At 74.1% G+C, this 25,868-nt stretch carries 26 protein-coding genes and 1 pseudogene; 15 read left to right on the forward strand and 12 right to left on the reverse strand.

Going from position 1 to position 25,868, the window contains the following annotated elements:
* Positions 1 to 20 precede the first annotated feature (20 nt).
* The gene (locus ACU436_RS14885) at positions 21 to 833 is read right to left on the reverse strand and encodes an SDR family oxidoreductase (protein WP_459025549.1); all 813 of its coding nucleotides are present in this window, start codon (positions 831 to 833) and stop codon (positions 21 to 23) included.
* A gap of 78 nt (positions 834 to 911) precedes the next feature.
* Here ACU436_RS14885 and ACU436_RS14890 point away from each other — a divergent pair, with 78 nt between their 5' ends.
* Entirely contained in the window at positions 912 to 1,841 is a 930-nt protein-coding gene (locus ACU436_RS14890; RefSeq protein WP_459025551.1) for a LysR family transcriptional regulator, read from the forward strand.
* 15 nt (positions 1,842 to 1,856) lie between these two features.
* Here ACU436_RS14890 and ACU436_RS14895 read toward each other — a convergent pair whose 3' ends face one another.
* Together ACU436_RS14895 and ACU436_RS14900 are read right to left on the reverse strand one after the other, a co-directional pair.
* A complete protein-coding gene (locus tag ACU436_RS14895; protein WP_459025553.1) occupies positions 1,857 to 2,933 on the reverse strand; it encodes a response regulator receiver protein in 1,077 nt (358 codons plus the stop codon).
* Positions 2,934 to 3,189: 256 nt separating this feature from the next.
* Positions 3,190 to 4,020 (reverse strand): FadR/GntR family transcriptional regulator, encoded by an 831-nt coding sequence (locus tag ACU436_RS14900; protein WP_459025555.1) that lies wholly within the window; start codon positions 4,018 to 4,020, stop codon positions 3,190 to 3,192.
* A gap of 78 nt (positions 4,021 to 4,098) precedes the next feature.
* Here ACU436_RS14900 and ACU436_RS14905 point away from each other — a divergent pair, with 78 nt between their 5' ends.
* The 13 genes from ACU436_RS14905 to ACU436_RS14965 all read left to right on the forward strand — a co-directional run bounded on the left by ACU436_RS14905 (position 4,099) and on the right by ACU436_RS14965 (position 17,620).
* Positions 4,099 to 5,139: an LLM class flavin-dependent oxidoreductase gene (locus ACU436_RS14905; RefSeq protein ID WP_459025557.1), complete on the forward strand. Its 1,041-nt coding sequence runs from the start codon at positions 4,099 to 4,101 to the stop codon at positions 5,137 to 5,139.
* Entirely contained in the window at positions 5,136 to 6,380 is a 1,245-nt protein-coding gene (locus tag ACU436_RS14910; RefSeq protein WP_459025558.1) for a peptidase dimerization domain-containing protein, read from the forward strand. The genes ACU436_RS14905 and ACU436_RS14910 overlap by 4 nt, the downstream gene beginning before the upstream one ends.
* Positions 6,377 to 7,717, forward strand: a complete 1,341-nt coding sequence (locus ACU436_RS14915) for an MFS transporter (RefSeq protein ID WP_459025559.1) — start codon at positions 6,377 to 6,379, stop codon at positions 7,715 to 7,717. The genes ACU436_RS14910 and ACU436_RS14915 overlap by 4 nt, the downstream gene beginning before the upstream one ends.
* Positions 7,714 to 8,577 carry an FAD binding domain-containing protein gene (locus tag ACU436_RS14920; protein ID WP_459025561.1) on the forward strand — a complete coding sequence of 288 codons (864 nt, stop codon included), beginning with the start codon at positions 7,714 to 7,716 and terminating at the stop codon, positions 8,575 to 8,577. Before ACU436_RS14915 ends, ACU436_RS14920 begins: the two co-directional genes overlap by 4 nt.
* Positions 8,571 to 9,047, forward strand: a complete 477-nt coding sequence (locus tag ACU436_RS14925) for a (2Fe-2S)-binding protein (protein ID WP_459025563.1) — start codon at positions 8,571 to 8,573, stop codon at positions 9,045 to 9,047. Before ACU436_RS14920 ends, ACU436_RS14925 begins: the two co-directional genes overlap by 7 nt.
* On the forward strand, positions 9,044 to 11,299 hold the full coding sequence (locus ACU436_RS14930; protein ID WP_459025565.1) for a xanthine dehydrogenase family protein molybdopterin-binding subunit: 2,256 nt from the start codon (positions 9,044 to 9,046) through the stop codon (positions 11,297 to 11,299). Before ACU436_RS14925 ends, ACU436_RS14930 begins: the two co-directional genes overlap by 4 nt.
* Positions 11,296 to 12,258, forward strand: a complete 963-nt coding sequence (locus ACU436_RS14935) for an asparaginase (protein WP_459025567.1) — start codon at positions 11,296 to 11,298, stop codon at positions 12,256 to 12,258. Before ACU436_RS14930 ends, ACU436_RS14935 begins: the two co-directional genes overlap by 4 nt.
* 81 nt (positions 12,259 to 12,339) lie before the next feature.
* Positions 12,340 to 12,804: a nitroreductase/quinone reductase family protein gene (locus ACU436_RS14940; protein ID WP_459025569.1), complete on the forward strand. Its 465-nt coding sequence runs from the start codon at positions 12,340 to 12,342 to the stop codon at positions 12,802 to 12,804.
* 114 nt (positions 12,805 to 12,918) lie between these two features.
* Positions 12,919 to 14,148 carry an FAD-dependent monooxygenase gene (locus tag ACU436_RS14945; RefSeq protein ID WP_459025570.1) on the forward strand — a complete coding sequence of 410 codons (1,230 nt, stop codon included), beginning with the start codon at positions 12,919 to 12,921 and terminating at the stop codon, positions 14,146 to 14,148.
* 71 nt (positions 14,149 to 14,219) lie between these two features.
* Complete coding sequence (locus tag ACU436_RS14950) at positions 14,220 to 15,389, forward strand: tyrosine-type recombinase/integrase (protein WP_459025572.1); 1,170 nt, start codon at positions 14,220 to 14,222, stop codon at positions 15,387 to 15,389.
* Between the two features lie 118 nt (positions 15,390 to 15,507).
* Complete coding sequence (locus tag ACU436_RS14955) at positions 15,508 to 15,618, forward strand: DUF397 domain-containing protein (RefSeq protein ID WP_459025574.1); 111 nt, start codon at positions 15,508 to 15,510, stop codon at positions 15,616 to 15,618.
* Between the two features lie 178 nt (positions 15,619 to 15,796).
* The gene (locus ACU436_RS14960; protein ID WP_459025575.1) at positions 15,797 to 16,759 is read left to right on the forward strand and encodes an LLM class F420-dependent oxidoreductase; all 963 of its coding nucleotides are present in this window, start codon (positions 15,797 to 15,799) and stop codon (positions 16,757 to 16,759) included.
* A 48-nt stretch (positions 16,760 to 16,807) separates the two neighbouring features.
* On the forward strand, positions 16,808 to 17,620 hold the full coding sequence (locus ACU436_RS14965) for a methyltransferase domain-containing protein (RefSeq protein ID WP_459025576.1): 813 nt from the start codon (positions 16,808 to 16,810) through the stop codon (positions 17,618 to 17,620).
* 73 nt (positions 17,621 to 17,693) lie between these two features.
* Here the strand turns inward: ACU436_RS14965 and ACU436_RS14970 are convergent, their stop codons facing one another.
* From ACU436_RS14970 to ACU436_RS14990, 5 genes and pseudogenes are all read right to left on the reverse strand, one after another.
* The gene (locus ACU436_RS14970) at positions 17,694 to 18,728 is read right to left on the reverse strand and encodes a ferrochelatase (protein WP_459025578.1); all 1,035 of its coding nucleotides are present in this window, start codon (positions 18,726 to 18,728) and stop codon (positions 17,694 to 17,696) included.
* A gap of 7 nt (positions 18,729 to 18,735) precedes the next feature.
* The gene (gene fabI, locus ACU436_RS14975) at positions 18,736 to 19,512 is read right to left on the reverse strand and encodes an enoyl-ACP reductase FabI (protein ID WP_459025580.1); all 777 of its coding nucleotides are present in this window, start codon (positions 19,510 to 19,512) and stop codon (positions 18,736 to 18,738) included.
* 29 nt (positions 19,513 to 19,541) lie between these two features.
* Positions 19,542 to 20,252, reverse strand: coding sequence for a 3-oxoacyl-ACP reductase FabG (fabG, locus tag ACU436_RS14980; protein WP_459025582.1), 711 nt, complete (start codon positions 20,250 to 20,252; stop codon positions 19,542 to 19,544).
* A gap of 50 nt (positions 20,253 to 20,302) precedes the next feature.
* Positions 20,303 to 21,241 (reverse strand): annotated as a pseudogene (locus ACU436_RS14985) (RNA polymerase sigma factor); the annotation flags it as partial.
* A 14-nt stretch (positions 21,242 to 21,255) separates the two neighbouring features.
* On the reverse strand, positions 21,256 to 21,522 hold the full coding sequence (locus ACU436_RS14990) for a hypothetical protein (RefSeq protein WP_459025583.1): 267 nt from the start codon (positions 21,520 to 21,522) through the stop codon (positions 21,256 to 21,258).
* A 132-nt stretch (positions 21,523 to 21,654) separates the two neighbouring features.
* On the opposite strand from ACU436_RS14990, the gene ACU436_RS14995 reads away from it, so the two are divergent.
* Positions 21,655 to 22,371 (forward strand): TetR/AcrR family transcriptional regulator C-terminal domain-containing protein, encoded by a 717-nt coding sequence (locus ACU436_RS14995; protein ID WP_459025585.1) that lies wholly within the window; start codon positions 21,655 to 21,657, stop codon positions 22,369 to 22,371.
* A gap of 30 nt (positions 22,372 to 22,401) precedes the next feature.
* Here the strand turns inward: ACU436_RS14995 and ACU436_RS15000 are convergent, their stop codons facing one another.
* From ACU436_RS15000 to ACU436_RS15015, 4 genes are all read right to left on the reverse strand, one after another.
* On the reverse strand, positions 22,402 to 22,605 hold the full coding sequence (locus ACU436_RS15000) for a cold-shock protein (protein WP_142101412.1): 204 nt from the start codon (positions 22,603 to 22,605) through the stop codon (positions 22,402 to 22,404).
* Between the two features lie 202 nt (positions 22,606 to 22,807).
* The gene (locus ACU436_RS15005) at positions 22,808 to 23,794 is read right to left on the reverse strand and encodes a VWA domain-containing protein (RefSeq protein WP_459025587.1); all 987 of its coding nucleotides are present in this window, start codon (positions 23,792 to 23,794) and stop codon (positions 22,808 to 22,810) included.
* Entirely contained in the window at positions 23,795 to 24,673 is an 879-nt protein-coding gene (locus tag ACU436_RS15010) for a DUF58 domain-containing protein (RefSeq protein ID WP_459025721.1), read from the reverse strand. It abuts the gene before it with no gap.
* A 137-nt stretch (positions 24,674 to 24,810) separates the two neighbouring features.
* Positions 24,811 to 25,848, reverse strand: a complete 1,038-nt coding sequence (locus ACU436_RS15015; RefSeq protein ID WP_459025589.1) for an AAA family ATPase — start codon at positions 25,846 to 25,848, stop codon at positions 24,811 to 24,813.
* Positions 25,849 to 25,868: the final 20 nt, after the last annotated feature.

Consider the following 25,868-nt stretch of genomic DNA (forward strand, 5'->3'; position numbering starts at 1 on the left):
ACCGGCGGAACGCCCGGAACTCATCGGTCCGCGGCGATCGCCACCTCGGCGCAGGCCTCCAGATCGGCGAGCTGTCCGGTCAGCTTCGCGCGGATCCGCTCGACGGCCGAGCGGCCCAGCGGCAACCGCAGCGGCGACGACGGCGAGTGGACGGCGTCGATGATCGCCTCGACCGCCCGGACCGGGTCGCCGGGCTGCTTCCCGTGCCCGTCCCGGGCCCGCAACGCGCCGGCCGGGCCGTCCTCGTAGTCCGGGATCGGCGTGGCGCGCGCCATGGAGCGGCCGAGGAACTCGGTGCGGAAGGGGCCCGGCTCGACGATCGTCACCCGGATCCCGAACGGCGCCACCTCCCCGGCGAGCGCCTCCGACGCACCTTCCAGCGCGAACTTGCTGGTGGCGTAGATCGCGTGACCCGGGTTCCCGACCACGCCGCCGACCGAGGACAGCTGCACGATGTGCCCCCGGCGCCGGGTCCGCATGTGCGGGAGCACGGCGCGGGTGACGGCGAGCACGCCCAGCAGGTTGACCCCGAGCACCTCGTGGATCTGCTCGTCCGAGAGCTCCTCCAGCGCGCCGAGCAGCCCGTGGCCGGCGTTGTTGACCAGGACGTCGATCGGGCCCGCGGCCACGGCGGCGTCGACCGCCGCGCGCACCTGGCCGGCGTCGGTGACGTCCAGCGGGAGCGCGAGCACCGCGTCCGGGTACTCGTCGACGAGATCGGTGAGGGCCTGCGGGTTGCGGGCCGTCGCGACGACGGTCTCGCCGCGGGCGAGCAGGGTCTCGGCGAGGAGGCGGCCGAACCCGGCCGAGGAACCAGTGATGAACCAGCGCATGCCGCCATCGTGGGGCGGTGCCACTCATAAGTCCAAGACATGTTCGTGCTGACACTCATGGCCGTGCACTATGAATCCGTGGAGTTGCGCCAGCTCGTGTACCTCGATGCGGTCGTCCGGCACGGCGGGTTCACCCGGGCCGCAGAGCACCTGCGGGTCGCCCAACCCGCCGTCTCGGTGCAGATCCGCAGGCTGGAGGCCGAGGTCGGCTCGCGGCTGCTGCACCGCACCACCCGCACCGTCGCGCTGACCCACGCCGGCGAGCTGGTCCTCGGCCGGGCGCGGCGGGCCATCGCCGAGCTCGACGCCGTCCGCGACGACCTCGCCGGGCTCGCCGGAGGCCTGGCCGGGCGCGTGCGGATCGGCGCGATCCAGGCCCTCGACCCGTTCGACCTGCCGGCCGCCCTCGCCACGTTCCACCGGCAGCACCCGGGCGTCGAGCTCGCGCTGGGGTCCGGGGCGCTGCGCCGCCTGCTCGACGGCCTCGACCACGGCGACCTGGACCTCGCGATCGGCCCCACACCGCCCGGACTCCCCGCCCGGTACGCGCGCACCCCGCTGTTCACCGACGAGCTGGTGCTCGTCACGGCGCCGGGCCATCCCCTCGCGGGAACCGACCCCCTGCCGATGGCCGCGCTGCGCGACGAGCCGTTCGTCTGCCTGCCCGCCGACAGCGGCCTGCGCGCGATCCTCGACCGGCTCGCGGCCGCGGCCGGCTTCGCCCCGCGCGTGCCGTTCGAGAGCACGCACCTGCCGAGGCTGCGCGACCTCGCCGCCCACGGCCTCGGCGTCGCGCTCGTCGCGCGATCGGTCGCGGAGGCGCCCGGGCGGCCGCCCGTGGCCGTGCACACCGTCGACCCGGGCCCGCAGCTGCGCCCGGTCGGGCTGCTGCACCGCACCGACGCCGCGCTCGGCGCCGCCGCCGAGGCGTGCCGGGCGTTCCTGGCCGGTTGGACCGCCCGCCCCACGAGCACGTTCACCAGGGACGGCCACCCGGTTCCCTGGTGACGCGCTCCGCCGGCATCACGCATCCGGCGGTCCGGCATCGGTCGTCTGCGCGGCGTCGCGGATCGCCGCCGTCACCAGAGCCCGTAGCTCCGCCGCCCCCGCCTCCCGCGCTTGCGTCGCGTCGGCGCGGGCACGCTCCAGGTCCGCCTCCGCGCGGGCGCGCAGGGCCGCCTCGGACTCCGCACGGTCCCTGGCTCGGGCGAGCTCGCGGTCGCAGCGGTGCCGGGCATCCCGCTCGGCGGCGAGCGTCGCGACGGCCTCGTCGCGGTCCGCCCCGGCCGAGGCGAGCCCGGTGCGCGCGTCCGCCAGCTCGGCGCGGGTCCGCTCCTCCCCGGCCTGGGCCGTCGCCAGCCGGGACCGCGCATCGGCCAGCTCGGCACGGACGGACTCCGTCTCCGCCCGGCGCTCCTCGGCACGGTCGCGCGCGGCATCCCGCTCGGTGACCGCACGCTCCGTACGCACCGTCGCTTCCCGGACCGCCGCGAGGGCCTCGGCCGCCCGGTGGTCGGCGGCGAGCGCGCGTTCCTCGGCGTCCTCCCGGGCCGCGACCGACTCCTGCGCCTGCTGACGGGCGGCACCCAGCGCCTCGGTGGCCTCCAGGGCCTGCCGCGCCGCGGCGGCGGCCCGCTCCACGGCGGCCGCCTTCTCCTCCGCCGCCTGCCCGGCCTGCCCCCGCGCCACCCGGGCATCCCGCTCCGCCCGCTCCCGGGCCTCCTGCGCCTCGACCCGCGCCGACTCGGCCTCCGCCGAGCCCCGGTTGGCCGCCTCCACGGCGGCGAGCGCACCCCCCTCCACCTCGTCGAGCCGCGCCCGGACCGCGTCGAGGGCCTCGGCCAGCTCCGCCACCGGCCCGCGCAGCGCGTCGACGTGCTCGCGCAGCCGGTCGGCGTCCAGCTGGAACGTCACGCGCCCCGCGTCGAGGCCGAGCGCGTCCAGGGCGTCGCGTTCCGCCCGCGCCATCTGGGCGCAGCTACGCCCGCCCGGCCAGCGGGTCTCGCGGCAGAAGGAGCGGCGCCTGCCGCCCTGCGGCCCGGGCGGGGGCAGCTCGGCCCGGCACTTGCTGTAGCCGCAGCGTACGGCCTCGTCGATCATGGTTTCGCAGGCTATCAGTTCATAGTTTTCGAACCGTTCGAACCTGTTTGTGTTATATCGATCGAATCATGAACCAACGAAACGTGTGTTTCGTTGGCATGACTGTGCCCGGGCGGCCCCGCGGACTAGGACCCCTGTCGTCAGCGCCGTGCGAGCAGCACGCAGCCGCTCACACACCAACTCTGGTGCCGGCACACGAACTGCAGTTGGTGTGCGAGCGCCGATGTTGGTGTGTGAGCGGGGCGGTGAGTGTGTGTTAGCCGGCTGCTTCGGGGTCGGAGGTGAAGCAGGAGATCAGCTCGGAGAACTCGAGCATGGGACGGCCCGACGCGCCGGACTCCTCGACCGCGGCGCGCAGCTCCTTGTACAGCCCCGCGATGTGCCGGGCGACCGCGTTGCCGCTCTCGCGGGGTGACCGGGCGATGATCCCGTTGAGGATGTCGCGGTGCCCGGGCACGAACCGCTGGCTCGACCGTTCGAGCTTGAGCGTCTCCAGCCGGAAGTCCGACATCTGGGGCACGATCATGCGATACATCGAGTGCAGGTTCTGGTTGTGCGCCGCTTGCAACAGGGAGTCGTGGAAGTCCTCGTCCGTGCGGTGCTCGGCGTGGACGTCCCCTCGCTCGGCGGCCGCTTCGTGGTCGGCGGCCCGCCGCTGCATCTCGGCCAGGTCGTCCTCGGTGGCCCGCACGCACGCCAGCGAGACCGCTGCGGTCTCCAGCGCGATCCTCAGCTCGAGGACCTGGGCGAGCTCGGTGCCGCCCACCGAGCTCAGACCGACGAACTGCTCCGAGTGGGACTGGCCCATGGGCTCGGCGACGAAGGTGCCGCGGCCCCGCACGACCTGCAGCACCCCCAGGGTGTGCAGCGTCCGGATCGCCTCCCGCACGCTTCCCCGCCCCACCTGTAGCTGCCGGGCCAGTTCGGGCTCGGCGGGGAGCTTGTCCCCCGGCTGCAGGCTTCCCGACCGGATCCGTTCGGTGATCACCTCGGTGATCACCTCGGTCACGGGCCGGCGGGACAGCGCCGTGTAGACGCCGGGATTCTCGCGTGGGCGCGCTGGGGAGGCCGGCTCAGTGCTGCTCACGGCGAGACCCTAGCACTCCTGTTCGATGTCGGACATCGTACTTGTGCGATGTCCGACATCTTACTACCGTGCCCGCTCATGACTTCCCGTGTGCGTGTGGGCGTCCGCTTCCCACCGGCGATGTCCGTCGCCGACGTGGCCGACGAGGTCGCGCGCAGCGAGCGGTTCGGGTTCGACACCGCGTGGATCGCGGACTCCCAGCTGCTCTGGCGCGACGTGTGGGTGGCGATGGGGCTCGCGGCCGACCGCACCGAGCGGATCACGCTGGCCTCGGCGGTGACGAACGTGGCGACCCGCTTCCCCAGCGTCGTCGCCTCGGCGGTGAACACCGTCGCCGAGCTCGCCCCGGGGCGGGTCTGGCTGGGGCTGGGCACGGGTGACAGCTCGGTGAAACCGATCGGGCTCCCGCCCAGCACCCGGGCGCAGCTGCGGGCGGGCATCGCCGAGATCCGGGGCCTGCTCGACGGCGAGACGGTCACGATCAACGGTCGCGGAGTGCACCTGCACCGCCCGACCGGATCCGTGCCGGTGCACCTCGCGGCCTCCGGGCCGCGGACCCTGCGGCTGGCCGGCGAGGTCGCCGACGGGGTGCTGACACTGGCAGGGGTGTCTCCGGAGACCCTGGCCCGCACGGTGGGCGCGGTGGCCGAGGGCGCCCGGGCTGCGGGGCGCGCGATGCCGGACGTGACCGTCGGGGCGTTCTGCGCCTTGACCGACGACATCGAGCGCGACGCCCGGGTGCTCAAGCCGATCTGCCTGCACATGGCGACGATCGGTGCCCAGGACTTCCTGCGGCTGGCCGGCATCGAGCTGCCTCCACCGCCGCCGGTGCCCGACGTCTATCCCGACATGGTGCACGCCGAGGACTGGGAGGAGGCGATCACCCACGCCTCGCGCTACGTCAGCGACGAGATGGCGGTGCGCTTCGCGCGCACGTTCTGCCTGTTCGGCACGGCCGACGAGATCCTCGACCGGGCCCGGCAGGCCGTCGACGCCGGCGCCACCGGGTTCTACCTGCGCCACGTCGGCAACTACACCCTGCCCTCGGAGCTGATCACCGGGTTCGGTGAACAGGTCCTCCCCGGTCTGCACGCGCTGGCCCCGAGGGTGGCGGCGTGAGCGCCGCGGCGGACCCGAAGGGGCAGGAGCTCGCGGGCCAGGAGCTGGTCGAGGACCTGCGGGCGCTGGCGCGGGTGCCCTCGGCCGTTCCCATGGGGGCGCAGACGCTCATCGCGCCCGACGACCCGGTCCTGCTCGCCTACCACCGCGCGCTGCGGCCGCGCTTCGCGGCACTGGCCGAGCGGGTGCCCGGGGCCCGGGTGGTCGACCTGCCGCTCGAGCAGTTCGCGGTGCACGTGCAGGCCGAGGCGCCCGGCCCCGCGCTGATGCTCATGGCCTACACCCCGACCCAGCACCACAACCAGATGGCCGACCCGTGGTCGGGAGACCTCCGGCCGACCCCGGACGGCGCCGACCTCGCCGTGTTCGGGCAGGGTGTCACCCAGAACAAGGCCCACCAGGCGGTGCTCCTCGAACTGCTGCGCCGCCTCGGCGCCACCGGCGGCATCACCCGCGGCTCGCTCTGGCTGTGCGTGAACAACGAGGGGCGCTCCAGCCACGGCTGCTCCACCGCGATCCTCGAGGCCCTGCCGACGACGCCCGACCTCGTGGTCGAGCTGTTCTGCACCGACTTCGCCGTCACCGTGGGGAACCGCGGGCGGGTGGACGTCCACGTGGACCTGCAGGGCCGGGCCACGCACTCCTCCACGCCGCCTGCCGCGGGGCGGGTGATCGACGCGACCGCTGACGTCGTCGTCGCGCTGCGCCAGCTCGACCGCCTGGCCGCGGCACACACCCACCCCGACCTGGGGGCCGAGCAGGTCGTGCCCTACCTGGTGAGCTACGACCCGCTGGCGCCGCACACGCTGCCGTCCCGGGCCCGGATCACCGTGGACCGCCGGCTGCTGCCCGGGACGTCTCCCGCCGATGCCACCGCCGAGCTGGCCGCCGGCCTGCGCGAGCGGCTCGGGGACGCCCCGCACGGCTGCACGATGAGCGTCACCGAAGGGGTGGCGATGCTGCCGCACCACCTCGACGCGGACCGCCGCCACGTGCTGGCGCCATTGGACGATGCGATCCGCGCGCGCCTCGGCGAGGTCCGCCACCGCGTGTACGGCGGCACGTTCGACGCGGGCGGGCCGGCCGCGCGCGGCGTGCCCACCGTCATGTTCGGGGTACCCGACGCCGGCGGGTTGCTCGACGACGACTACCTCGCTCTTGCCGCGCTGCGGGACGAGGCCGACATCGTGCACGACGCGGTCGTGCGCTACCTGGGCACCAGCGAGAGGGCACCGCAATGACGCCACCCGACCCGTCACCCGCCCCCGGCCGTCCCGTCCGGGTGGTCTCGGCGAGCCTGCTGGGCACCGCCATCGAGTGGTACGAGTTCTTCGTCTACGGCACCGCGGCCGCGCTGGTGTTCCCGAAGGTGTTCTTCCCCGACAACGACCCGCGGATCGCCACCCTGCTCTCGTTGTCGACGTTCGCCGTGGCCTTCATGGCCCGCCCGATCGGCGGGGCGATCTTCGGGCTGTTCGGGGACCGCTTCGGGCGCAAGCCGGTCCTGATCGCCACGCTCGCGCTGATGGGGTGCTCGACGCTGGCGATCGGGCTGCTGCCCTCCCACGGTTCGATCGGGATCGCCGCCCCGCTGCTGCTGGTGCTGCTGCGCGTGTTCCAGGGCCTGTCGCTGGGCGGGGAGTACGGCGGCGCCGTGCTGATGAGCGTCGAGCACGCCCACCCCGGTCGGCGCGGCCTGTTCGGGGCGCTGGTCAACACCGGCGCCGGCTGGGGGCTGTTGCTGGCCAACCTCGCGTTCCTGAGCGTCTCGGGCATGTCCGAGGAGTCGTTCCTTTCGTGGGGGTGGCGGGTCCCGTTCTGGCTGAGCGTCGTCCTGCTCGTGGCGTGCTTCGTGGTGCGGATCCGGATCAGCGAGAGCCCCGAGTTCACCCGCGCCGCGGCCCGCGGTCAGACCCGACGGGCCCCGCTGCGTGAGGTCGTCACCCGCCACTGGCTGCTGACGATCCTGATGATGCTGTCCTACGCCGGGGCCGGCGTGGTCTTCTACGTCGGCACCGTGTACGTGCTGACGTACGGCACCGGCACCCTCGGGATGTCGCGCAGCACGATGCTCACCCTGGTGCTGCTGATCAACGTGGTGACCATCGTGGCCATCCCCGCCTTCGGCGCGCTGTCGGACCGCGTGAGCCGCAAGGCCGTCTTCATCTCCGGCGCCGTCGCGATGGCGCTGCTCTCCCCCGTGTGGTTCCTGCTGCTCGAGACCCGCTCGTTCGCCTGGATGCTGGTCGGGTTCGTGCTCCTGTTCCTCCCCTACGCCGCCAACTACGGGGTGATGCCGACGTTCTTCGCGCAGGTGTTCCCCGCACCGGTGCGCTACAGCGGCCTGTCCCTCGGCTACACCCTCGGCACCGTGATCAGCAGCGCGATCGCCCCGCTGATCGCGACCAGCCTGCTCGCGGCGACCGGGAGCTGGACGGCGATCGCGGTCTACATGAGCGTCGCGGCGCTCGTGTCCGCGGTGGCCGCGGTGTGGATGCACGAACTGCCCGTGGGGGCGGCCGCGGCCGACGAACCGGAGTCCGCCGCGGGGTACGCCCCGGCCGGGAGGACGGAGTGAGGACGACCGTGGACCAGCACTACCTCAAGCCGACGTCGCTGTCCGATGCGCTGGCCATGCGGTCCGAGCGGCCGTCCGCCACGGTCGTCGCGGGCGGCACCGACGTGATGGTCGCGGTCAACGAGGGCCGGCGCCGGCTCGACGAGGTGATCGACCTCAGCGACGTCGCCGAACTCGGCGGCTGGGAGGTCAACGGCGACCGGGTGCGCATCGGGGCGACGCTGCCGCTCACGCGGGTCGTCGACGAGCTCGCTGCGCACCTGCCCGGCCTGGTCGCCGCGGCGCGCCTGGTCGGGTCCCCGCCGATCCGCCACCGCGCGACGCTGGGCGGCAACATCGCCACGGCGTCCCCCGCCGGGGACACCCTGCTCCCGATGCTCGCCGGCGACTCGTCCATCGAGCTCGCCTCGGTCCGCGGGACCCGGGAGGTCCGCAGCGACGAGTTCTTCCTCGGGCCCGGCCGCACCGTCCTCGCCCCCGACGAGCTGATCACCGCGGTGCGCACGACGACGGCCAGGGGTGAGGCGTTCGCCAAGACGGGCACCCGGCAGGCGATGGTCATCTCCGTCGCCGCCGTCGCCGTGCGGATCGACCCGGATCGGCGCCACCTCGGGGTGGCACTCGGCTCGGTCGCGCCCACACCGCGGCGCGCCCGCACGGCGGAAGCCTTCGGCACCCGCGAGCTCGACTGGTCCGGTCGCACCGCCCCCGACGAGGAGTGGTGGACGGAGCTGGGCCGCCACGCCGCCCGCGACGCCGCCCCGATCGACGACCTGCGCGGCACCGCCGAGCACCGGCGACGGGTCACCGCCGTGCTGGTGACCCGCTGCGCCCGGCAGGCCTGGAGCCGCACATGCTGACGTTCACCGTCAACGGGACCGAGACCACCCTGCACGACGTGCCGCCCGGCGAGAGCCTGCTGACCGCGCTGCGGGAACGCTGCGGGTTGCGTGGCACCAAGAACGCCTGCGAGCAGGGCGAGTGCGGCTCGTGCCTGGTCGCCCTCGACGGCCGCACCGCCTGTTCCTGCCTGGTGCCCGCGCACCAGGTCGACGGGCACGCGGTCACCACCATCGAGGGTCTCAGCCCGGACAACGGGGAGCTCGACACCGTCCAGCAGGCCTTCCTCGACTGCGGCGCCGTGCAGTGCGGATTCTGCACCCCGGGCCTGGTGGTCGCCGTGCACGACCTGCTCGCCCACCACCCCGACCCCACCGGCGAGCAGACCCGCGAGGCGCTCGCGGGCAACCTGTGCCGGTGCACCGGCTACCACGGCATCTTCGACGCGGTGGCGCTGGCCGCGCAGCGGCGGAAGGACCTGGACGGATGAGCCTGGCCCCGGAACGCCCGCGCACCGCCACCGATCCCGGCCTCGGCGTCGGCGGTGCCGCCGCCCGCCCCGACGGGCCGGCCAAGGTCCGCGGCGAGTTCGAGTTCTCCTCCGACCTGCACGTACCCGGCATGGTGCACGGCGCCACCGTGCGCAGCCCGCACCCCCACGCCCGCATCCGCGGGATCGACACCGCACCCGCGCTGGCGATCCCGGGGGTTCTCGCCGTCCTCACCGCGGACGACATCGCCGGCACGAACCGGTTCGGGCTCGAACGCCGGGACCAACCCGTGCTGGCCGACCGGCTGGCCCGCTACGCCGGGGAACCCGTCGCCGTGGTCGCCGCGACCAGCCCCGTGACCGCTCGCCGGGCCGCCGACGCCGTCGTCGTCGACTACGAGGTCCTCGACGCGATCACCGATGCCGAGACCGCCGCCGAACCCGCCACCGCGAGCCTGCACCCCGGGGGCAACCTCGTGCGGCACCTCCGGCTGCGCCACGGCGGCCCCGTTCCCGACGACCCGGACCTCGTCCGGGTCAGCGGCGAGTACCACGTGGGCATGCAGGACCAGGCCTTCCTCGGGCCGGAGTCCTGCCTGGCCGAGCCCACCGGAACCGGCGGTATCCACCTGCGGTGCTCCACCCAGTGGCTGCACATCGACCGCGACCAGCTCGCCGACGCGCTGGGGCTGCCGCCCGCGCAGCTGCGCCTCACCCTCGCCGGGGTCGGCGGTGCCTTCGGCGGCCGCGAGGACCTCAGCGTCCAGGCGCACGCCGCGCTGCTGGCCCTGCGCACCGGGCGGCCCGTGGCCATGAGCTACCCGCGGCGGGAGTCCTTCGTCGGGCACGTGCACCGCCACCCCGCACGCATGCGCTACACCCACACCGCCACCCGCGACGGGCGCCTGCTCGCCGTCGAGGCCGACATCCTGCTCGACGGCGGCGCCTACGCGTCGACCTCGCCCGCGGTGGCCGGCAACGCCGGGTGCTTCGCCGCCGGGCCCTACGCCGTGCCCACCGTCCACGTCGACTCCCGCGTCGTCTACACCAACAACCCCCCGTGCGGGGCGATGCGCGGCTTCGGCGCGATCCAGGTGTGCTTCGCCTACGAGTCGCAGATGGACGAGCTCGCCCGCGCGCTCGGCATGGACCCGGTCGAGCTGCGCCTGCGCAACGCCGTCACCACCGGATCCACGATGGCCACCGGGCAGACCGTCCACGGGCCCGCTCCGGTCGCCGAACTGCTCGAGCGCGTCGCCGCCCGTCCCCCCGCGCCACCGCGCACCGACGGTGCCCCGGCCGTCCGCGGCGTCGGCTACGGCCTCTCGATCAAGAACATCTGCAAGTCCGCCGGGGTCGACGACTACGGCACCGCCCGCGTGCGCCTGTTCCTGGGCCCCGACGGCCGGCCCGCCGCCCAGGTCCAGACCGCCGCCAGCGAGGTCGGCCAGGGGCTGGTCACCGTCCAGCAGCAGATCGTCCGCACCGAGCTCGGCGTCACCGACGTCGGGTTCCTCCCCACCGACACCACCGTCGGCGACGCCGGGACCGCGTCGGCCTCGCGGCAGACCTGGATGTCCGGCGGCGCCGTCCAGGAGGCCTGCCGCCGGGTCCGCGGCGAGCTGCTCGCCCGCGCCGGCGGCGCCGGCGACGACCTGCGGCTCCAGGACGGCGTCGTGCACGCCCCGACCGGCCCGATCCCCCTGGCCGAGCTCCTCGACGAGGAGATCGACGAGACCGCGGTCTTCCGCCACCGGACGACCTCACCGCTCGACGAGGACGGGCAGGGCGACGCCCACGTCGCCTACGCGTTCGCGGCCCACCGCGTCACCGTCGACGTCGACGCCGAGCTCGGCACCGTCGAGGTCGTCGAGGTCGCCTGCGCCCAGGACGTCGGGAAGGCCGTCAACCCCCTCGGGGTGGCCGGTCAGATGCACGGCGGCATCGTGCAGGGCCTCGGCCTCGCGGTCATGGAGGAGATCCAGGTCCGCGACGGGCGCATCCTCAACCCCGGCTTCACCGACTACCTCATCCCGACAGCCGCCGACGTCGGCACCCACCACCTCGACATCGTCGAACACCCGCGCCCCGACTCCCCCTACGGCCTGACCGGGGTCGGCGAGCCACCCATGCTCTCGGTCCCCGCCGCCGTCGCCGCCGCCGTCCGCCACGCCACCGGCGCCGACATCCACCGGGTCCCGATCCGGCCGCAGGACCTCACCGCGACCCGGCCCCCAGACGCCCGGGGATGAGCGCACGGATCGCCCTGCTCGCCACGGGCGGCACGATCGCGTCCCGCACGCGTGGCACGGAACGGGCCGTCGCCGCCACCGCCAACGACCTGCTGGAGGCGAGCCGGCAACCCGCCGGCGCGGTCGTCACACCGATCGACCTCGCCGCCAGGCTCTCCTCGGCCACCAGCACCGACGACCTGCTCGACCTGGCACGAGCCGTGCACGTCCACGCGGCGGGCCACGACGGCGTGGTGATCACCCACGGCACGGACACCCTGGAGGAGGCCGCCTTCCTGCTCGCCCTGGTCCACCACCACGACACGCCGGTGGTCGTCACCGGCGCCCAACTCCCCCTCGACCACCCCGAGACGGACGGCCCGGCGAACCTCACCACCGCCCTCGAATGGGCCTGCCGCGGCCGGCCCGGGGTCACCGTCGGCTTCGACGGGCAGATCTGGCCCGCGATCGGGATCCGCAAGCTGCACACGACGGCGCGGCGCGCCTTCGCCGTGCCGGGAACCGACCCCGTCGCGACCGCCGGATCCGAGGGCCTCGTCGAGCACCGCCCGCCCCCGGCCCCTCCCCCGCTGCCCACGCCCGCCCACCTGCCCCGGGTCGAGGTCATCCCCCAGTACCTCGGTGCCGACACCACCGCCCTCGACGCGGCGATCCGAGCCGGCGCCGACGGGTTCGTCGTCGCCGCGTTCGGCGACGGCAACGCCACCCCGGAGCTGACCCGACGCACGGTCGCCCTGCTCCACCGCGGCGTGCCCGTCGCCGTGGCCAGCCGGGTGGCCGCCGGCCCGATCCACGGCCACTACAGCGGCGCCGGCGCCAGCCTCGCCGACGCCGGTGCCCTGATGGCCAGCGGCCTCAGCCCCTGGCAGGCCAGGCTGCTGCTCGCCACCGCGATCGCCCACACCCCCGGCGATCCGATCCGCACCGCGAGGCGGTGGCTCGCCGGCGCCGAGTCCTGATCCTGCGCCACCGAGCTGTCACGCCTGCGGGCCCTGTCTCGTCCTCGGAGGGTGTCCCGCCGACGAACCCGAGGAGCAGCAGTGCCGGACCAGAGCGAACGGCCCCGGATCCTCCGGATGCAGAACAAGCTGATCAACCCGCTGGTGGCGGGCGTGATCGCGCGCGGGCTCGAGCCACCGACGTACGCCGTGCTCGAGACGGTCGGGCGGCGCACGGGCCGGGTCCGGCGGGTCCCGGTGGCCAACGGCCTCGACGGCGACACCTTCTGGCTGTTCGCGCCGCTGGGCGAGCGGAGCGCGTACGTGCGCAACCTGCGGGTCGATCCGCGGGTGCGGGTCAAGGCGCGGCCGCCTCGGTTGCGCGACGGGTTGCGCAGCCGCTGGCGGACCGGCACCGCCCACCCGCTGCCCGACGACGACGCCGGCGCCCGCCACCGTGCCCTCGGCCGCGGCCGGCCCGGCTACCGGCTCGACGGCGTGCTGCTGCGCGCGCTGGCCGACGGCAACCGGATGCTCACGATCCGGATCGACCTCGACCGCGGGTGATGCGCAGTCGCGCCGAGGAGCGATGATTTCCTGGCCGCGCCCGAGTCTGATCGTCCGGGTGGGGGCGGACCCGACTCCACATCATCGGCACGAATCTGACGAGCAGGGGGCGCTGTGAGCGGTACCAGGGTGTTGGTGGCGGGGGCGAGCATCGCGGGTCCCGCGCTGGCCCACTGGCTGCACCGCCGGGGGGCCGAGGTGACCGTGGTCGAGCGGGCCCCCGGGCTGCGTCCCGGTGGACAGGCGGTCGACGCGCGCGGGGTGGCCAAGGAGGTGATCCGGCGCATGGGGCTGGACGCGGTGGTGCGCGCGGCCTGCACGGACACCGCCGGCGCGTACACGGTGGACGTGGACGGGAACGTGCTGGAGACCTTCCGCGCGGACGACCACGGCGGCGACGGGTTCATCGCGGAGATCGAGATCCTGCGCGGGGACCTGTCCCGGGTGCTCCACGACGACACCCGCGACGGTGTCGAGTACGTCTTCGGCGACCGGATCGCTGAGCTCGCCCAGGACGCGGACGGGGTCGATGTGACCTTCGCGGGCGGCGCCCGGCGACGCTTCGACCTGGTGATCGGCGCGGACGGGCTGCACTCGGCACTGCGCGCGACGGTGTTCGGGCCGCGCGAGCGGTTCGTCCGCCATCTCGGGCTGGTGCTGGCCTTCCACAGCGTGCCCAACGAGTTCGGGCTGGACCGCTGGCTGATCGACTACCAGGACCCGGCGTCTGGCCGTTCCGCCGGCCTGCGGCCGATCCAGGACGCCACCCGGGCGATGGCCATGTTCTCCTTCCCCTCGGCCGACTTCGACGTCGACCACCGCGACGTCGCGGCCCAGAAGCGCCTGCTGCGCGAGCGGATGGCCGGCTTCGGCTGGCTGACCCCGCGCATCCTCGCGCACCTGGACGACACCCCGGACTTCTACCTCGACCAGGTCGCCCAGGTCGTGATGGACCGCTGGTCGAGGGGACGGGTGGGGCTGCTCGGGGACGCCGCGTTCTGCTCGTCTCCGATGTCCGGGGGTGGCACCGGGCTGGCTCTGGTCGGCGCCTACCTGCTGGCCGGGGAGCTGGCCGCCGCCGGGTGGGACCCGGAGGCCGGGTTCGCGGGCTACGAGGCGCGGATGCGCCCGTTCGTCGAGGCCAACCAGGAGATCGGCCGGATGCACGTACAGAGCCGCGAGGCCCCGGCTCCGGGCGCGGAGCCGGGCCCGGAGCCCGACATGGAGGCGCTCATGGAGCTGGTCGAGGGCGCGATCAACGGCGTCGAGCTGCCCGACTACGCCGGGGTGCCGGACTCCGGGGCTCCGGCCGGACCGCCGATCACCGCGTCGGCCAGGCCGTAGGGCACCGCCGGACGACCTTGATCACCACGCGTATCGTCGGCCTGCACGGCCGGTGACGCAGGAGGAGTGACATGACCCAGGACGCCCTCGCTGTCCTGGAGTCGCTCGACCGCTCCCGGCCGCCCGCCGTGCCCGGCGACGAGTCGGACTGGCCCGGCGTCGCCGACCCGGAGGTCCTGCGGGCCCAGCTGCTCGACTGGCTCTCCCAGTACGCCAACGCCGGCACCCGCCGCACGTACGCCTACGCGCTGGGTGTCCCGATCGCGTGGGTCGACCCCACCGACGCGCCGCCGCGCCCCGGGCCACCCGCCGCCGCGCCGGGCCCGCTGCACGACATCGCCTGGTTCCGCTGGTGCGCCCGCCGCGCCCTCGACCCCCGCGCCGCGACGGCCGGGCACGTCAAGGCATGGCTGCACGCGCTCGACGAGGCCGGCGCGCAGCGGCGCACGCGGCAGCGGATGCTGTCCACGCTGTCCGCGCTGTACGGCCACCTCGCGGAGAGCGGTGTCGTCGCGGCGAACCCGGCCGCGCTCAACCGGGCCCGCCTGGGGCTCTCGTCCAGCGCCCGGGACGCCTCGCCGACCGTCCGGCTCACCGCCGAGCAGCTCAAGGCCCTCCTCATGGCCGCGGCCCGGCTGCCGTACTCGCGCAGCCGTCGCCTGGCGCGGCTGTACGCCCTGCGCGCGGTGGCCGTCGTCTCGCTCCTGACCTCGGGGCTGCGCATCTCCGAGCTCGTCGGCCTCGACCGCGACGACCTCTACCGCACCGGCGGCGACGACGTCCTCCGCGTGCTGGGCAAGGGGGGACTGCACCGCGAGGTGTACGTCACCGACCTCGTGCGCGATGCGCTCACGGCCTACCTGGCCGAGCGGGACCGCCTCGCCGGCACCGCCGTCCCCGCCCGCCGCGGCCGCACCACCGCCGACGCCGCACCGATGATCGCCACCCGGGACGGCGGCCGCTGCTCCCGCATCGACCTCTACACCCTGCTGCGTCGCATCGCCGCCCATGCCGGCCCCGCCCTCGACGGCGTCGCCGACCGCGTGCACCCGCACGCCCTGCGCCACGCCTACGTCACGATCGCGCTGGAGCAGGACGCCCGCATCCAGCACGTCCAGGCCGACGTCGGGCACGCCACGATCGCCACCACCCAGCACTACGACCGAGGCCGCCGCACCCGGGCCAGCACGGCCGCCGACCTGGTGGCCGCAGCGATCGCCGCAGCCCCCGACCCGCAGTAGGGCCACTTCACACACCTGGGCCGAAGTCTGTGAAGTCGGGCGCCTCTCCGTGGGCGAGCAGGGAGGGCGCAGGGCCAGTGCGGCGCCGTCCGCTCGATGAGCGTTCCTGACCGACGGGGTGGCCGTGCGCGACACGAAGGACCGCACGCCGGCCCCGCACCGGTACGCAGCGGCCGGTTGGTCGGAGTTCCTGGCCGGTGTGCGCAGGAGCGAGTTCGATCGGCCCTGAGTTGCCCCCGGGCCCCCTCACACACGAAGCCTGGTGCTCGCGCACCAACTGCAGTTCGTGTGTGACGTACGTAGTTGGTGTGCGAGCGCTCTGAGGTGAACGCCCGGCGGCCGGCCTGGGTGGGCGTCGTCGTCCGCCGGCGGAACAACACGCGGGACACCTGACGTTGGGCGTTCCCATGGAGCTCACCGTGGTCATCGCGTCGCGACCCGACGTCCCGCCCGACGAGGAGATGCGCACGGCCGTCGTGGCCGATCGGCTCGGCTACCGGGACCTCTGGGTCGGCGAGGGATTCGTCTGGGACGCGTTCGCGCTGGCCACCGCGGCCGGGCTGGCCACGCGGCAGATCGACCTCACGGTCGGCCCGATCCCGGTGTCCGTCCGGGACCCGGCCTCGATCGCCCGCGCCGCCGCGTCCACCGCCGCGCTGGTCCGCCGGCCGGTCGGGGTGGCGCTGGGGACGTCGAGCCTGCGCGTGGTCGAGCGCATGCACGGGCGGTCCCGGCGCCGCGCGGTGACCACGATGGCCGAGAGCGTGCAGGCCCTGCGGGCCCTCTACAGCGGGGAGATCGCCGACTACGAGGGCGAGCTGGTGTCCAGCCACGGGTACCGGCTGCGGCTGGACCCGCCCGGCGGCCCGATCACCCTCGCCGCGTTCGGTGACCGGGCGATCGCCGTCGCCGCGGAGCACGCCGACCGCATGGTGCTCGACCTCGTCAACCCCGAGCTGGCCAAGGGCTACCGCGGGAAGCTCGACGCGGCGGCGCAGCGCCTGGGCCGCCCGGCGCCGCGGCTGGCGGCGTGGATCCCCGCCGCCGTCGACCCGACCCCGGAGGCCCGCGCGCAGGTGCTGCAGAGCCTCGTCGGGTACCTCGAGGTCGCCGGGTACGGCGAGATGTTCGTCGCCGCGGGCCTCGGCGGGGCGGTGGAGATGGCCCAGGCCGGCGCAAGCCGCGACGAGCTCCTCGCCGCGATACCGGCCGAGGCCGCGGACCGGATCGGCCTGGTCGGCGACCTCGCCACCGTGCGCGAGCGGCTCGACGCCTACGCCGCCGCCGGCCTCGACGAGGTGGTCCTCGTCCCCGCCACCGCAGGCGATCCGGGCGGGGAACGCACCCTCACAGCCCTCGCGCCTCGCTGAGAGTTCACCACTAGGGTGCTCCATCAATCGGACGCTCGGGGGGATCGCATGGGGCAACGGGAGTACTTGACGGCGGACCGGGAGGCAGAGGAGGAACGCCTGCTCGCACAGGGGGAGGTGCTCGATCCGCTGACCCGACGGGTGCTCGCGTCGGCAGGGTTGTCCCGCGGGATGCGGGTTCTCGATCTCGGCAGCGGCGCGGGGAACGTGTCCCGCCTCGCCTCCGAGCTCGTGGGCCCGGAGGGCAGCGTCGTCGGTGTCGAGCGGGACCCGGACGCCGTCCGGCGCGCGGCGCGCGCGGCGGATGCCGCCGGGGTGCACAACGTCGAGTTCCGCGAGGGCGACGTGCAGACGCTGGCCGGCATCGACGGCGAGTTCGACGCGGTCGTCGGGCGCATGGTGCTGGCGTACCTGGCCGACCCGGCGAGCGCGTTGCGGCGGGCGGCGGCGCTGGTGCGCCCCGGTGGTCTGGTCTGCGCGCACGAAGCCGATCTGCACTACATGTGGTCCAGCGTCGAGACCCCGTTGTGGCAACAGCTCAGGTCCTGGGGACTGGACACGTTGACGGCTCTCGGCGCGGAGGTGCGGATGGGCCCGGCGCTGTTCGCGACGTTCCGCGCGGCGGGGCTCCAGGACCCGGAGATGACGATGGAAGCGGCCGTCGGCGGTGGCGACCGTGCACCCGCCTTCGGATGGGCGAACCCCGCACGCGTGGCCCTGCCGTTGATGGAACGCCTCGGTATCGCCACGGCTGCCGAGGTCGACCCGGACACGCTGACCGATCGCCTGCTCGCGGAGGTCCACGCCGCGCAGGGAGTGGTGCTCGGGCCTTGCATGTACGGCGCCTGGGCCCGGGTCTGAGGGGCTAGGAGCGCCCTGAACAACTCGGGCCTACTGCGCGGCGTCGCTACGGCCGGAGTGGTTCAGGACCCTCCTAGCGTGGTCGGCCGACCGGCCGGCAGCAGTCCACGGCGCACGGGGCGCCGTTCACGGTGCAACCGTCGCCCGGGACGTCGCCGAGCGCGCGCGGGGCGGCGTCGTGCAGGTGCTCGGCCACGAGCTCGGCGACCATGTCGGCGAACCGGGGGTCCGGCCCGGCCGTCGCGGCACGGGCGAAGCCCATGCCCAGTTCGTCGGCGCGCCCGCGGGCCTCGGTGTCGAGGTCCCAGACCACCTCGACGTGATCGGAGACGAACCCGACCGGCGCCACCACCACCGCGGGTACGCCGCGGGCGTGCAGGGCGTCGATGTGGTCGACGATGTCCGGCTCCAGCCACGGCACCCGCGGCGGCCCGGAGCGCGACTGCCACACCACGTCGTGCTCCGCCGCGCCCAGATCGGCCGCCACCAGCCGGGCGGCCTCGGCGACCTGCCGGGAGTACCGGTGCCCGCCGTCGGCCGGTGGACCCGCCGCGGCGTCGGCGGCGACGGGCACCGAGTGGGCGGTGAACACCAGCCGCGCCCCGTCCCGGACCGCCGCCGGCAGCGTCGCACGCGCCGCCCGCACGGCGTCGGCGTTCGCCGCGACGAACAGCGGGTGGTCGAAGAAGTGACGGATCTTCACCAGCTCCGGGGCGCTGTCCCCCACCGCCTTGCGCGCGCGGGTGATGTCCTCCTGGTACTGGCGGCAGGCCGAGTAGCCGCCGTACGCGCTGGTGGCGAACACGAGGGCCCGCCGCACGCCGTCGCGGGCCATCTCCGCGACCGTGTCCTCCACCATCGGGTGCCAGTTGCGGTTGCCGAAGTACACCGGCAGCTCGAGGCGCTCCCGGACCGCCGCGATGATCTCCCGGTTGCGGGCGTTCAGCGGGCTCACGCCGCCGAAGTGCCGGTAGTGCTCCTCGACGGCGTCGAGCCGCTCGGGTGGCACGCCGCGGCCCCGGACGACGTTCTCGAGGAAGGGACGCACGTCGGCAGGGCCCTCCGGGCCGCCGAACGACAGCACCAGCAGGGCGTCGAACTGACTCACGGTCGCATTAGACACCCACGGCGTGGAAGCCGCCGTCGGCCCACACCATCGAGCCGGTGGTGGCCGGCATCCAGTCCGAGAGCAGCGCGCAGACCGTCTTCGCCACCGGCTCCGGGTCGTTGACGTCCCAGCCGAGCGGCGCGCGACCGTCCCAGGCGTCCTCGAACGCGGAGAAGCCGGGGATCGACTTCGCGGCCATCGTGCGCACCGGGCCCGCGGCGCAGAGGTTGACGCGGATGCCCTTCGGCCCGAGATCGCGGGCGAGGTAGCGGGTGACCGACTCCAGCGTCGACTTGGCCACGCCCATCCAGTCGTACGCCGGCCAGGCCTGCCGGTTGTCGAAGTCCATGCCGACGATCGAGCTGCCCGGCCCGAGCAGCGGCAGCAGCGCGGTGGACAGCGACTTGAAGGAGTAGGCGCTCACCTGGATCGTCTGCGCGACGTCCTCCCACGGCGCCCCCATGAAGGCGCCCTCACCGAGGCACGACGCCGGCGCGAAGCCGATCGAGTGCAGCACCCCGTCCAGCCCGGGGTCGTCGCCGAGGTGCGGCGAGACGCGCTCGACGAGGGTGTCCAGCTGCTCCTGGTCGGCCACGTCCAGCTCGACGACGGGCGCGGGCTGCGGCAGCCGCTGCGCGATCCGCTCGACCAGCCGCAGCCGGCCGAACCCCGTCAGCACCACCTGCGCACCCTGCTCCTGCGCCACCTTCGCGACGTGGAAGCCGAGCGAGGCGTCGGTGATCACACCGGTGATGAGCAGGCGTTTGCCGTCGAGCAGTCCCATGGAGAGCCTTCCAGGTCGGTGAGAGCGGGTCAGTGGCCCATGCCGAGGCCGCCGTCGACGGGGATGACCGCCCCCGTGACGTACCCGGCGTCGTCCGAGCCGAGCCAGGTGACGGCGGAGGCGACCTCCTCGGTGCTCGCGTACCGGCCGAGCGGCACCTGCGTGAGGATCTCCGCGCGCCGCGCGTCCGGAAGGGCGCGGGTCATGTCGGTGTCGACGAAACCGGGCGCCACGACGTTGGCGGTGATGCCGCGCGAGCCCAGCTCCCGGGCGACCGAGCGGGCGAGACCGACCAGCCCGGCCTTCGAGGCCGCGTAGTTCACCTGGCCCGCGGATCCGCTGAGCCCGACCACGCTCGAGATGAAGATCATCCGCCCGCTCCTGGCCTTGAGCATGCCGCGCGAGGCGCGCTTCGCCACGCGGTAGGCGGCGGTGAGGTTGGCGTCGATGACGCGCGTGAAGGAGTCCTCGCTCATGCGCATGAGCAGCGTGTCGTCGTTCATGCCGGCGTTCGAGACGAGGACCTGCACGGGCCCGTGCTTCTCCTCGACCTCCTTGAACGCCGCGTCGATGGCGGCGGCGTCGGTGACGTCGCACTGCACCGGCAGCAGCTCCCCGGGCAGCCCCTCGACGCCGCTGCGGTGGGTGACCGCAACCTGGTCCCCCTGCGCCGCGAACGCCTTCGCGATCGCCAGCCCGATCCCGCGGTTGCCTCCGGTCACCAGCACGCTGCGTCCCACGCGCCCACCCTATGGGGCCCGCCTCCCGCCGAGCGACCCCGGCTCGCCGGTCAGGTCAGGTAGTCGCGGAGGCTGCGGGCCCGGGAAGGATGGCGCAGCTTCGTCATCGTCTTGGCCTCGATCTGCCGGATCCGCTCGCGGGAGACCCCGTAGACCCGGCTGATCTCGTCGAGGGTGTGCGGGCGCCCACCCATGAACCCGAACCGGAGGCGGACGATGGAGGCCTCCCGCTCGGTCAGCGTCGTCAGGACGGCTCCGATCTCGACGTGGAGCATGGTCGCGATCGCGGCGTCCGCGGCGACGACCGCGGCGGTGTCCTCGATCAGGTCGCCGATGGAGGCGCTTCCGTCGGGCCCGATGGTGACGTCGAGGGACACCGGTTCCCGCCCGAGACGCTGGATCTCCACGACCTGCTCCGCCGTGATCCCAAGATCCACCGCCAGATCGGCTGCGGTCGGCTCGCGCCCGAGCTGGACGACCAGCACGCGACGCTGCCGCTCGAGCCTGGTGACGGACTCGGCGACGTGCGCCGGGAGGCGGATGGTGCGTCGCTTGTCGGCCATGGCGCGACTGATCGCCTGGCGGATCCACCAGGTGGCGTAGGTGGAGAACTTGTAGCCCTTGGCGTAGTCGAACTTCTCGACCGCGCGGATCAGGCCGATGTTGCCCTCCTGGACGAGGTCGAGGAAGGCCATGCCGCGGCCCGAGTAGCGCTTGGCGACCGACGCGACCAACCGCAGGTTCGCCTCGACGAGCCGCGTCCTGGCCCGGTCACCGTCGCGGACGAGCCACCGCAGGTCCCGGCGCGAGACGCCCGCGCTCGCCGGCTCGCCGTCCGGGTGGTCGAGCCGACGCGCGGCGTAGACCCCGACCTCGATGCGCTTCGCGAGGTCGACCTCGTCCGCGGCGGTCAACAGGGTGACCTTGCCGATGCGTTGGAGGTAGGCGCGGACCGGGTCGACGACGGGCTGGGAGTCCGCTGCCGTCCTGGGCAGAGCGCGGGTCATGGCGTCTGCCGGTCGTAGACCGCGTCGAACGCGACCGCGGTCAGCGAACGCGCCATCTCCCGGAAGATCGCGAGAGCGCGGTACTTCTCGCCCACGTCGGGCTGTTCACCGGCTCGCTGCACGTCCTGCCAGAGCGCCTCGAGGTACTCCAACAGCGCCTGCCGGGCGTCGAGCTGCTCCACTCGTGCCTCGTCGTCCATCCTGGTGAGCCGGGCGCGGTCCAGCGAGGAGAAGGACTCGACGACCTCCTCGGGAAGCTGCACGCGCGTCTCCCTGCTGTCAGCGGTATCGCGGTCAGGCGGCCGGGACGTGGGCGGGTTCGACGCGGCGCCGTAGCGCTACGGTGCAGACGCTACGCTGTAGCGATCGTTTCCTCAACAGCTCGAGGGGGTGAGATGACGGCTGACACGCAACGGCGCAGGACGCGCCGGCCCGCGCTGACCCGCCACGAGGTGCTCACCACCGCGCTGGGTCTGATCGACGCGGGTGGGGTGGACGCGCTGTCGATGCGTCGCATCGGGAAGGCGCTCGACCGCGACCCGATGCGCCTCTACCGCTTCGCGTCGAGCAAGGAGGAGCTGCTCGACGGCGTCGTCGAGCTCGTCCTCGCCGACCTGTGCATCCCCTCCGCCGAGGGCGCGGGCTGGGAGGACGTGCTGCGCCGCACGGCGCGCAGCTTCCGGGACATCGCCCTGGCCCACCCGCACGTCGTGCCGCTGCTGGTGACCCGCCCGCTCGCCACGCCGCTGGCGCTGCGGCCGCTCGGGATCCTCCGCCCGCTGGAGAACCTGCTCGAACTGCTCATCGGGGCGGGCTTCGACGCGCGCGGCGCCCTGCACGCCTACCGGCTCTACATGGGCTTCCTCCAAGGGCACGTCCTCAACGAGCTGCAGGAGCGCGTGCACGACCCCGACGAGACCGACGATCTGCTCCGGCTCGGACTGCACCGGCTCCCCCTGCGGCAGTTCCCCCGGATCCGCTCGCTCGCCGCCGAGCTGGCCGCCTACGACGGGCTCGAGGAGCTCGAGGAGGGCCTCGACGTGGTGATCGGCGGGCTGCGCCGCCAGCTCCACCTGGTGTCCCCCCGGAACGACCGGAGCCCGCCTCCGTAGGGAGGCGGGCTCCGGTGCGAGCAGGTCGACTCAGATGACGCGCACGCCGGTGGCCTGCGGGCCCTTCGCGCCCTGGCCCACCTCGAACTCCACGCGCTGGCCCTCCTCGAGGCTGCGGAAGCCACCTGCGTTGATCTCGGAGTAGTGCACGAAGACGTCAGCGCCGCCGCCGTCCGTGGCGATGAAGCCGAAACCCTTCTCGCCGTTGAACCACTTCACAGTTCCCTGTGCCACTGCTCTGCTCCTCGCAGGTTGTTTGGGCCCGCTGCTTGCGGGGCCCGGCCGGGCTCGACGGCGACGGGCCGGCATCCTCGTGATGCCGGTTCCGTGGCCTCGAGTCAGATCCTGCGGCGTGCGCGAAGGCACGAGCACGGAAGCCGAACGACCTGGCGTAGTCAACCACGGACGCGCCGTGCACGTTCCATCGCACTCGCCGTCACGGCAGTCTGCGGCCCAGGGCGATCCCCGCTCCGAGGCCCACCACGAGGAGCAACGCTCCCCCGGCCAGCCAGGGCCTGCTGACGTCGACGCGCCGGACCTCGTAGCCGATCTGGTCGGACAGATCGGCGTACACCTGCCTCAGCTCGCCCTCGCTCGCGGCCGTGAAGAACTGGCCGCCGGAGAGGTCGGCGATCTGGCGCATCGACGCGTCGTCGACGGCCACGGGCGTGCGCTCCCCCGGGTTGATCTCGATCGTGCCGTAGTCGGTGCCGAACGAGATCGTGGACACCGGGATCCCGGCCTCCGCGGCCGCGCGCGCCGCGGTGAACGCGCCGCGCGGCTCCTCCTCCGGCATGACGCCGCCGGGCACGGTCTGCTTGCCGTCGCTCATCAGCACGATCCGGGCCGGCGGCGGCCCGTCCGCGTTGGCACCGGCGATCGCCTGCGAGAAGGTCTCCACCGACTGGATCGACGCGAAGATCGCCTCGCCGGTGGCGGTGGACTCGGACAGCTTCAGCCCGTCGACCGCCCGCTTGATCGGCCCCCGGTCCACGGTGGGCGACACGAGCACCGCCGCCGTGCCGGCGAACGAGACGAGACCGAGGTTGATGCCGGGCGTGAGCTGGTCGGCGAACGCCTTCGCCGCCACCTGCGCGGCGGCCAGCCGGTTCGGCTCGACGTCCGTGGCCTGCATCGACAGCGACACGTCCACCACGAGGACGACCGTGGCCCGGTTGCGCGGCACCCGCGCCTCCGCCTGCGGCCCGGCCAGGGCGATGGTGAGCACGCTCAGCGCGACGATCAGCGCCGCCGCCGGGAGGTGCCGGTACCAGCCCTGGCGCTTCGGGGCGACCCGGTCGAGCAGCTCCAGGTTGGTGAAGCGGATCGTGTCGCGGCGGCGTCTGCGCAGCAACAGCACGTAGCCGGCCACCAGCGCCGCCACGATGACGAGCAGCAGCAGCCACCACGGGTGCGAGAACATCTACCGCCCTCCGGACCAGGCGCGCTTGCGGGCGAGGACGAACCGTACGACCTCGGCGATCCAGTCCGAGTCCGTACGCAGCGTGAGGTGCGCCGCCCCGCACCGGCGCAACGAGGCGGCCACCTGCTCGCGGTGCTCGGCCGCGGCCGCGGAGAACTCGCGCGCGAGCAGCGGGGTGATCGTCACCTCGCGCTGCTTGCCGCTCTCCGGGTCGGCCAGCACGACGGTGCCGACGTCGGGGAGCTCGAGCTCGCGCGGGTCGAGCACCTCGACGGCGAGCAGCTCGTGGCGGGCCGACAGCGCCCGCAGCGCGCGCTCCCATTCCGGCTCGCCGAGGAAGTCGGAGATCACGACCGCGAGGCCGCGGCGGCGCGGCGGGCGGCGCAGCTGCTCGATCGCCGCGGCGAGATCCCCCCGGGTGCCCTCGGTCGGGCGCGGGGTGCTCGCGACGCGCCGCAGCATGCCCTGGGCGTGGGCCAGCCCGCCGCGCGCCGGGATCCGCACGAGCTTCTCCCCGGTGGCGACCAGCACACCGATCCGGTTGCCCCCGCCGCGGGTGAGGTGGGTGACGGCGGCCAGCGCCGCGATCGCGAGGTCGCGCTTCTCGCACGTGGCGGTGCCGAAGTCGAGGCTGGCCGACAGGTCCATGACGACCCAGGTCTCCAGCTCCCGATCGGCCATCGTCTCGCGCACGTGGGGCGCGGTGGTGCGCGCGGTGACGGCCCAGTCCATGTGCCGCACGTCGTCGCCCGGCACGTAAAGCCGCGACTCGCCGGGCTCGCTGCCCGGCCCGGGCACGAGGCCGAGGTGGTTGCCCTGCAGCAGCCCGTCCAGCCGACCGCGCACGGTGAGCTCCAGCGTGCGCAGCGCCGCCTCCATCTGGCCGTCGCGGAACGACGGCGGTGTGGTCGGCACGCGACGGCGCCCCGGCGTGGGCACGCCGCCCGTGCCCCCTTCCGCGCCGCCGTCCGTGCCACCCCCCTCCGGAGGGCTGTTCTCGCGGACGTCGGGATGGCTCACGCCGAGCTGCCCGCCGGGAACGGCGTGGGCCCGCCCTGCGGCCGCGCGCTGACCTGCGGCAGCGGCACCGTGGCGAGCACCCGGGAGATGATGTGGTCCATCGGCACCTGGTCGGCGACGGCGTCGTAGGACAGCACGAGCCGGTGCCGCAGCACGTCGGGCGCCACGTCGAGCACGTCCTGCGGCAGCACGTAGTCGCGGCCGCGGACCAGCGCGAGCGCACGGGCGGAGGCCACGATGCCCAGGGTGGCGCGCGGCGAGGCGCCGTAGGACACCCAGCCGGCGATGTCGGAGAGCCCGTGCTCCGCCGGCGTGCGGGTGGCGACCACGAGGCGCACCACGTAGTCGACGAGCGCGTGGTGCACGAACACCCGGGTGGACACCTTCTGCAGCCGGGTGAGCTCGGTGGGGTCGATCACCTGCTGCGCGACGGGCGGCTCCGCACCCATCCGGTAGACGATCTCCCGCTCCTCCTCCACCCCCGGGTACTCAACGATGATCTTGAAGAGGAACCGGTCGCGCTGGGCCTCCGGCAGGGGGTACACACCCTCGTTCTCGATGGGGTTCTGCGTGGCGAGCACGAGGAACGGATCCGGCATCGGGTACGTGCGGCCGCCGATCGACAGGTGCCGCTCGGCCATCACCTCGAGCATCGCCGACTGCACCTTCGCCGGCGCGCGGTTGATCTCGTCGGCGAGCACGAAGTTGGCGACGACGGGCCCGAGCTCGACGTCGAACTCCTCCCGCCCCTGCCGGTAGATGCGGGTGCCGAGGATGTCGGCGGGCACCAGGTCCGGGGTGAACTGCAGGCGCGTGAAGGTGCCGCCCACCACCTTCGCCACCGTCTCGACCGCGAGGGTCTTCGCGACGCCGGGCACACCCTCCAGGAGGAGGTGGCCGCGGGCCAGGAGGCCGACGAGCATCCGCTCGACCAACCGGTCCTGACCGACGATCACGCGCTTGATCTCGAAGACGACGCGCTCGAGGCGCTCCCCTTCGTTCGCCGGGCTCGGGACGGACTCCTGCACACTCACGTCCCCCATCCCACAGTGCG

It is taken from the genome of Pseudonocardia wallangbongensis, from assembly GCF_054486945.1.

Coding starts and splice junctions, on each gene's coding strand:
- ACU436_RS14965 (WP_459025576.1), top strand. CDS start 16,808: ATGGGGCAACGGGAGTACTTGACGGCGGACCGGGAGGCAGAGGAGGAA.
- ACU436_RS14925 (WP_459025563.1), top strand. CDS start 8,571: ATGCTGACGTTCACCGTCAACGGGACCGAGACCACCCTGCACGACGTG.
- ACU436_RS14935 (WP_459025567.1), top strand. CDS start 11,296: ATGAGCGCACGGATCGCCCTGCTCGCCACGGGCGGCACGATCGCGTCC.
- ACU436_RS14960 (WP_459025575.1), top strand. CDS start 15,797: ATGGAGCTCACCGTGGTCATCGCGTCGCGACCCGACGTCCCGCCCGAC.
- ACU436_RS14950 (WP_459025572.1), top strand. CDS start 14,220: ATGACCCAGGACGCCCTCGCTGTCCTGGAGTCGCTCGACCGCTCCCGG.
- ACU436_RS14915 (WP_459025559.1), top strand. CDS start 6,377: ATGACGCCACCCGACCCGTCACCCGCCCCCGGCCGTCCCGTCCGGGTG.
- ACU436_RS14895 (WP_459025553.1), bottom strand. CDS start 2,933: ATGATCGACGAGGCCGTACGCTGCGGCTACAGCAAGTGCCGGGCCGAG.
- fabI (WP_459025580.1), bottom strand. CDS start 19,512: ATGGGACTGCTCGACGGCAAACGCCTGCTCATCACCGGTGTGATCACC.
- ACU436_RS14905 (WP_459025557.1), top strand. CDS start 4,099: ATGACTTCCCGTGTGCGTGTGGGCGTCCGCTTCCCACCGGCGATGTCC.
- ACU436_RS15010 (WP_459025721.1), bottom strand. CDS start 24,673: ATGGAGGCGGCGCTGCGCACGCTGGAGCTCACCGTGCGCGGTCGGCTG.
- ACU436_RS14995 (WP_459025585.1), top strand. CDS start 21,655: ATGACGGCTGACACGCAACGGCGCAGGACGCGCCGGCCCGCGCTGACC.
- ACU436_RS14885 (WP_459025549.1), bottom strand. CDS start 833: ATGCGCTGGTTCATCACTGGTTCCTCGGCCGGGTTCGGCCGCCTCCTC.
- ACU436_RS14930 (WP_459025565.1), top strand. CDS start 9,044: ATGAGCCTGGCCCCGGAACGCCCGCGCACCGCCACCGATCCCGGCCTC.
- ACU436_RS15005 (WP_459025587.1), bottom strand. CDS start 23,794: ATGTTCTCGCACCCGTGGTGGCTGCTGCTGCTCGTCATCGTGGCGGCG.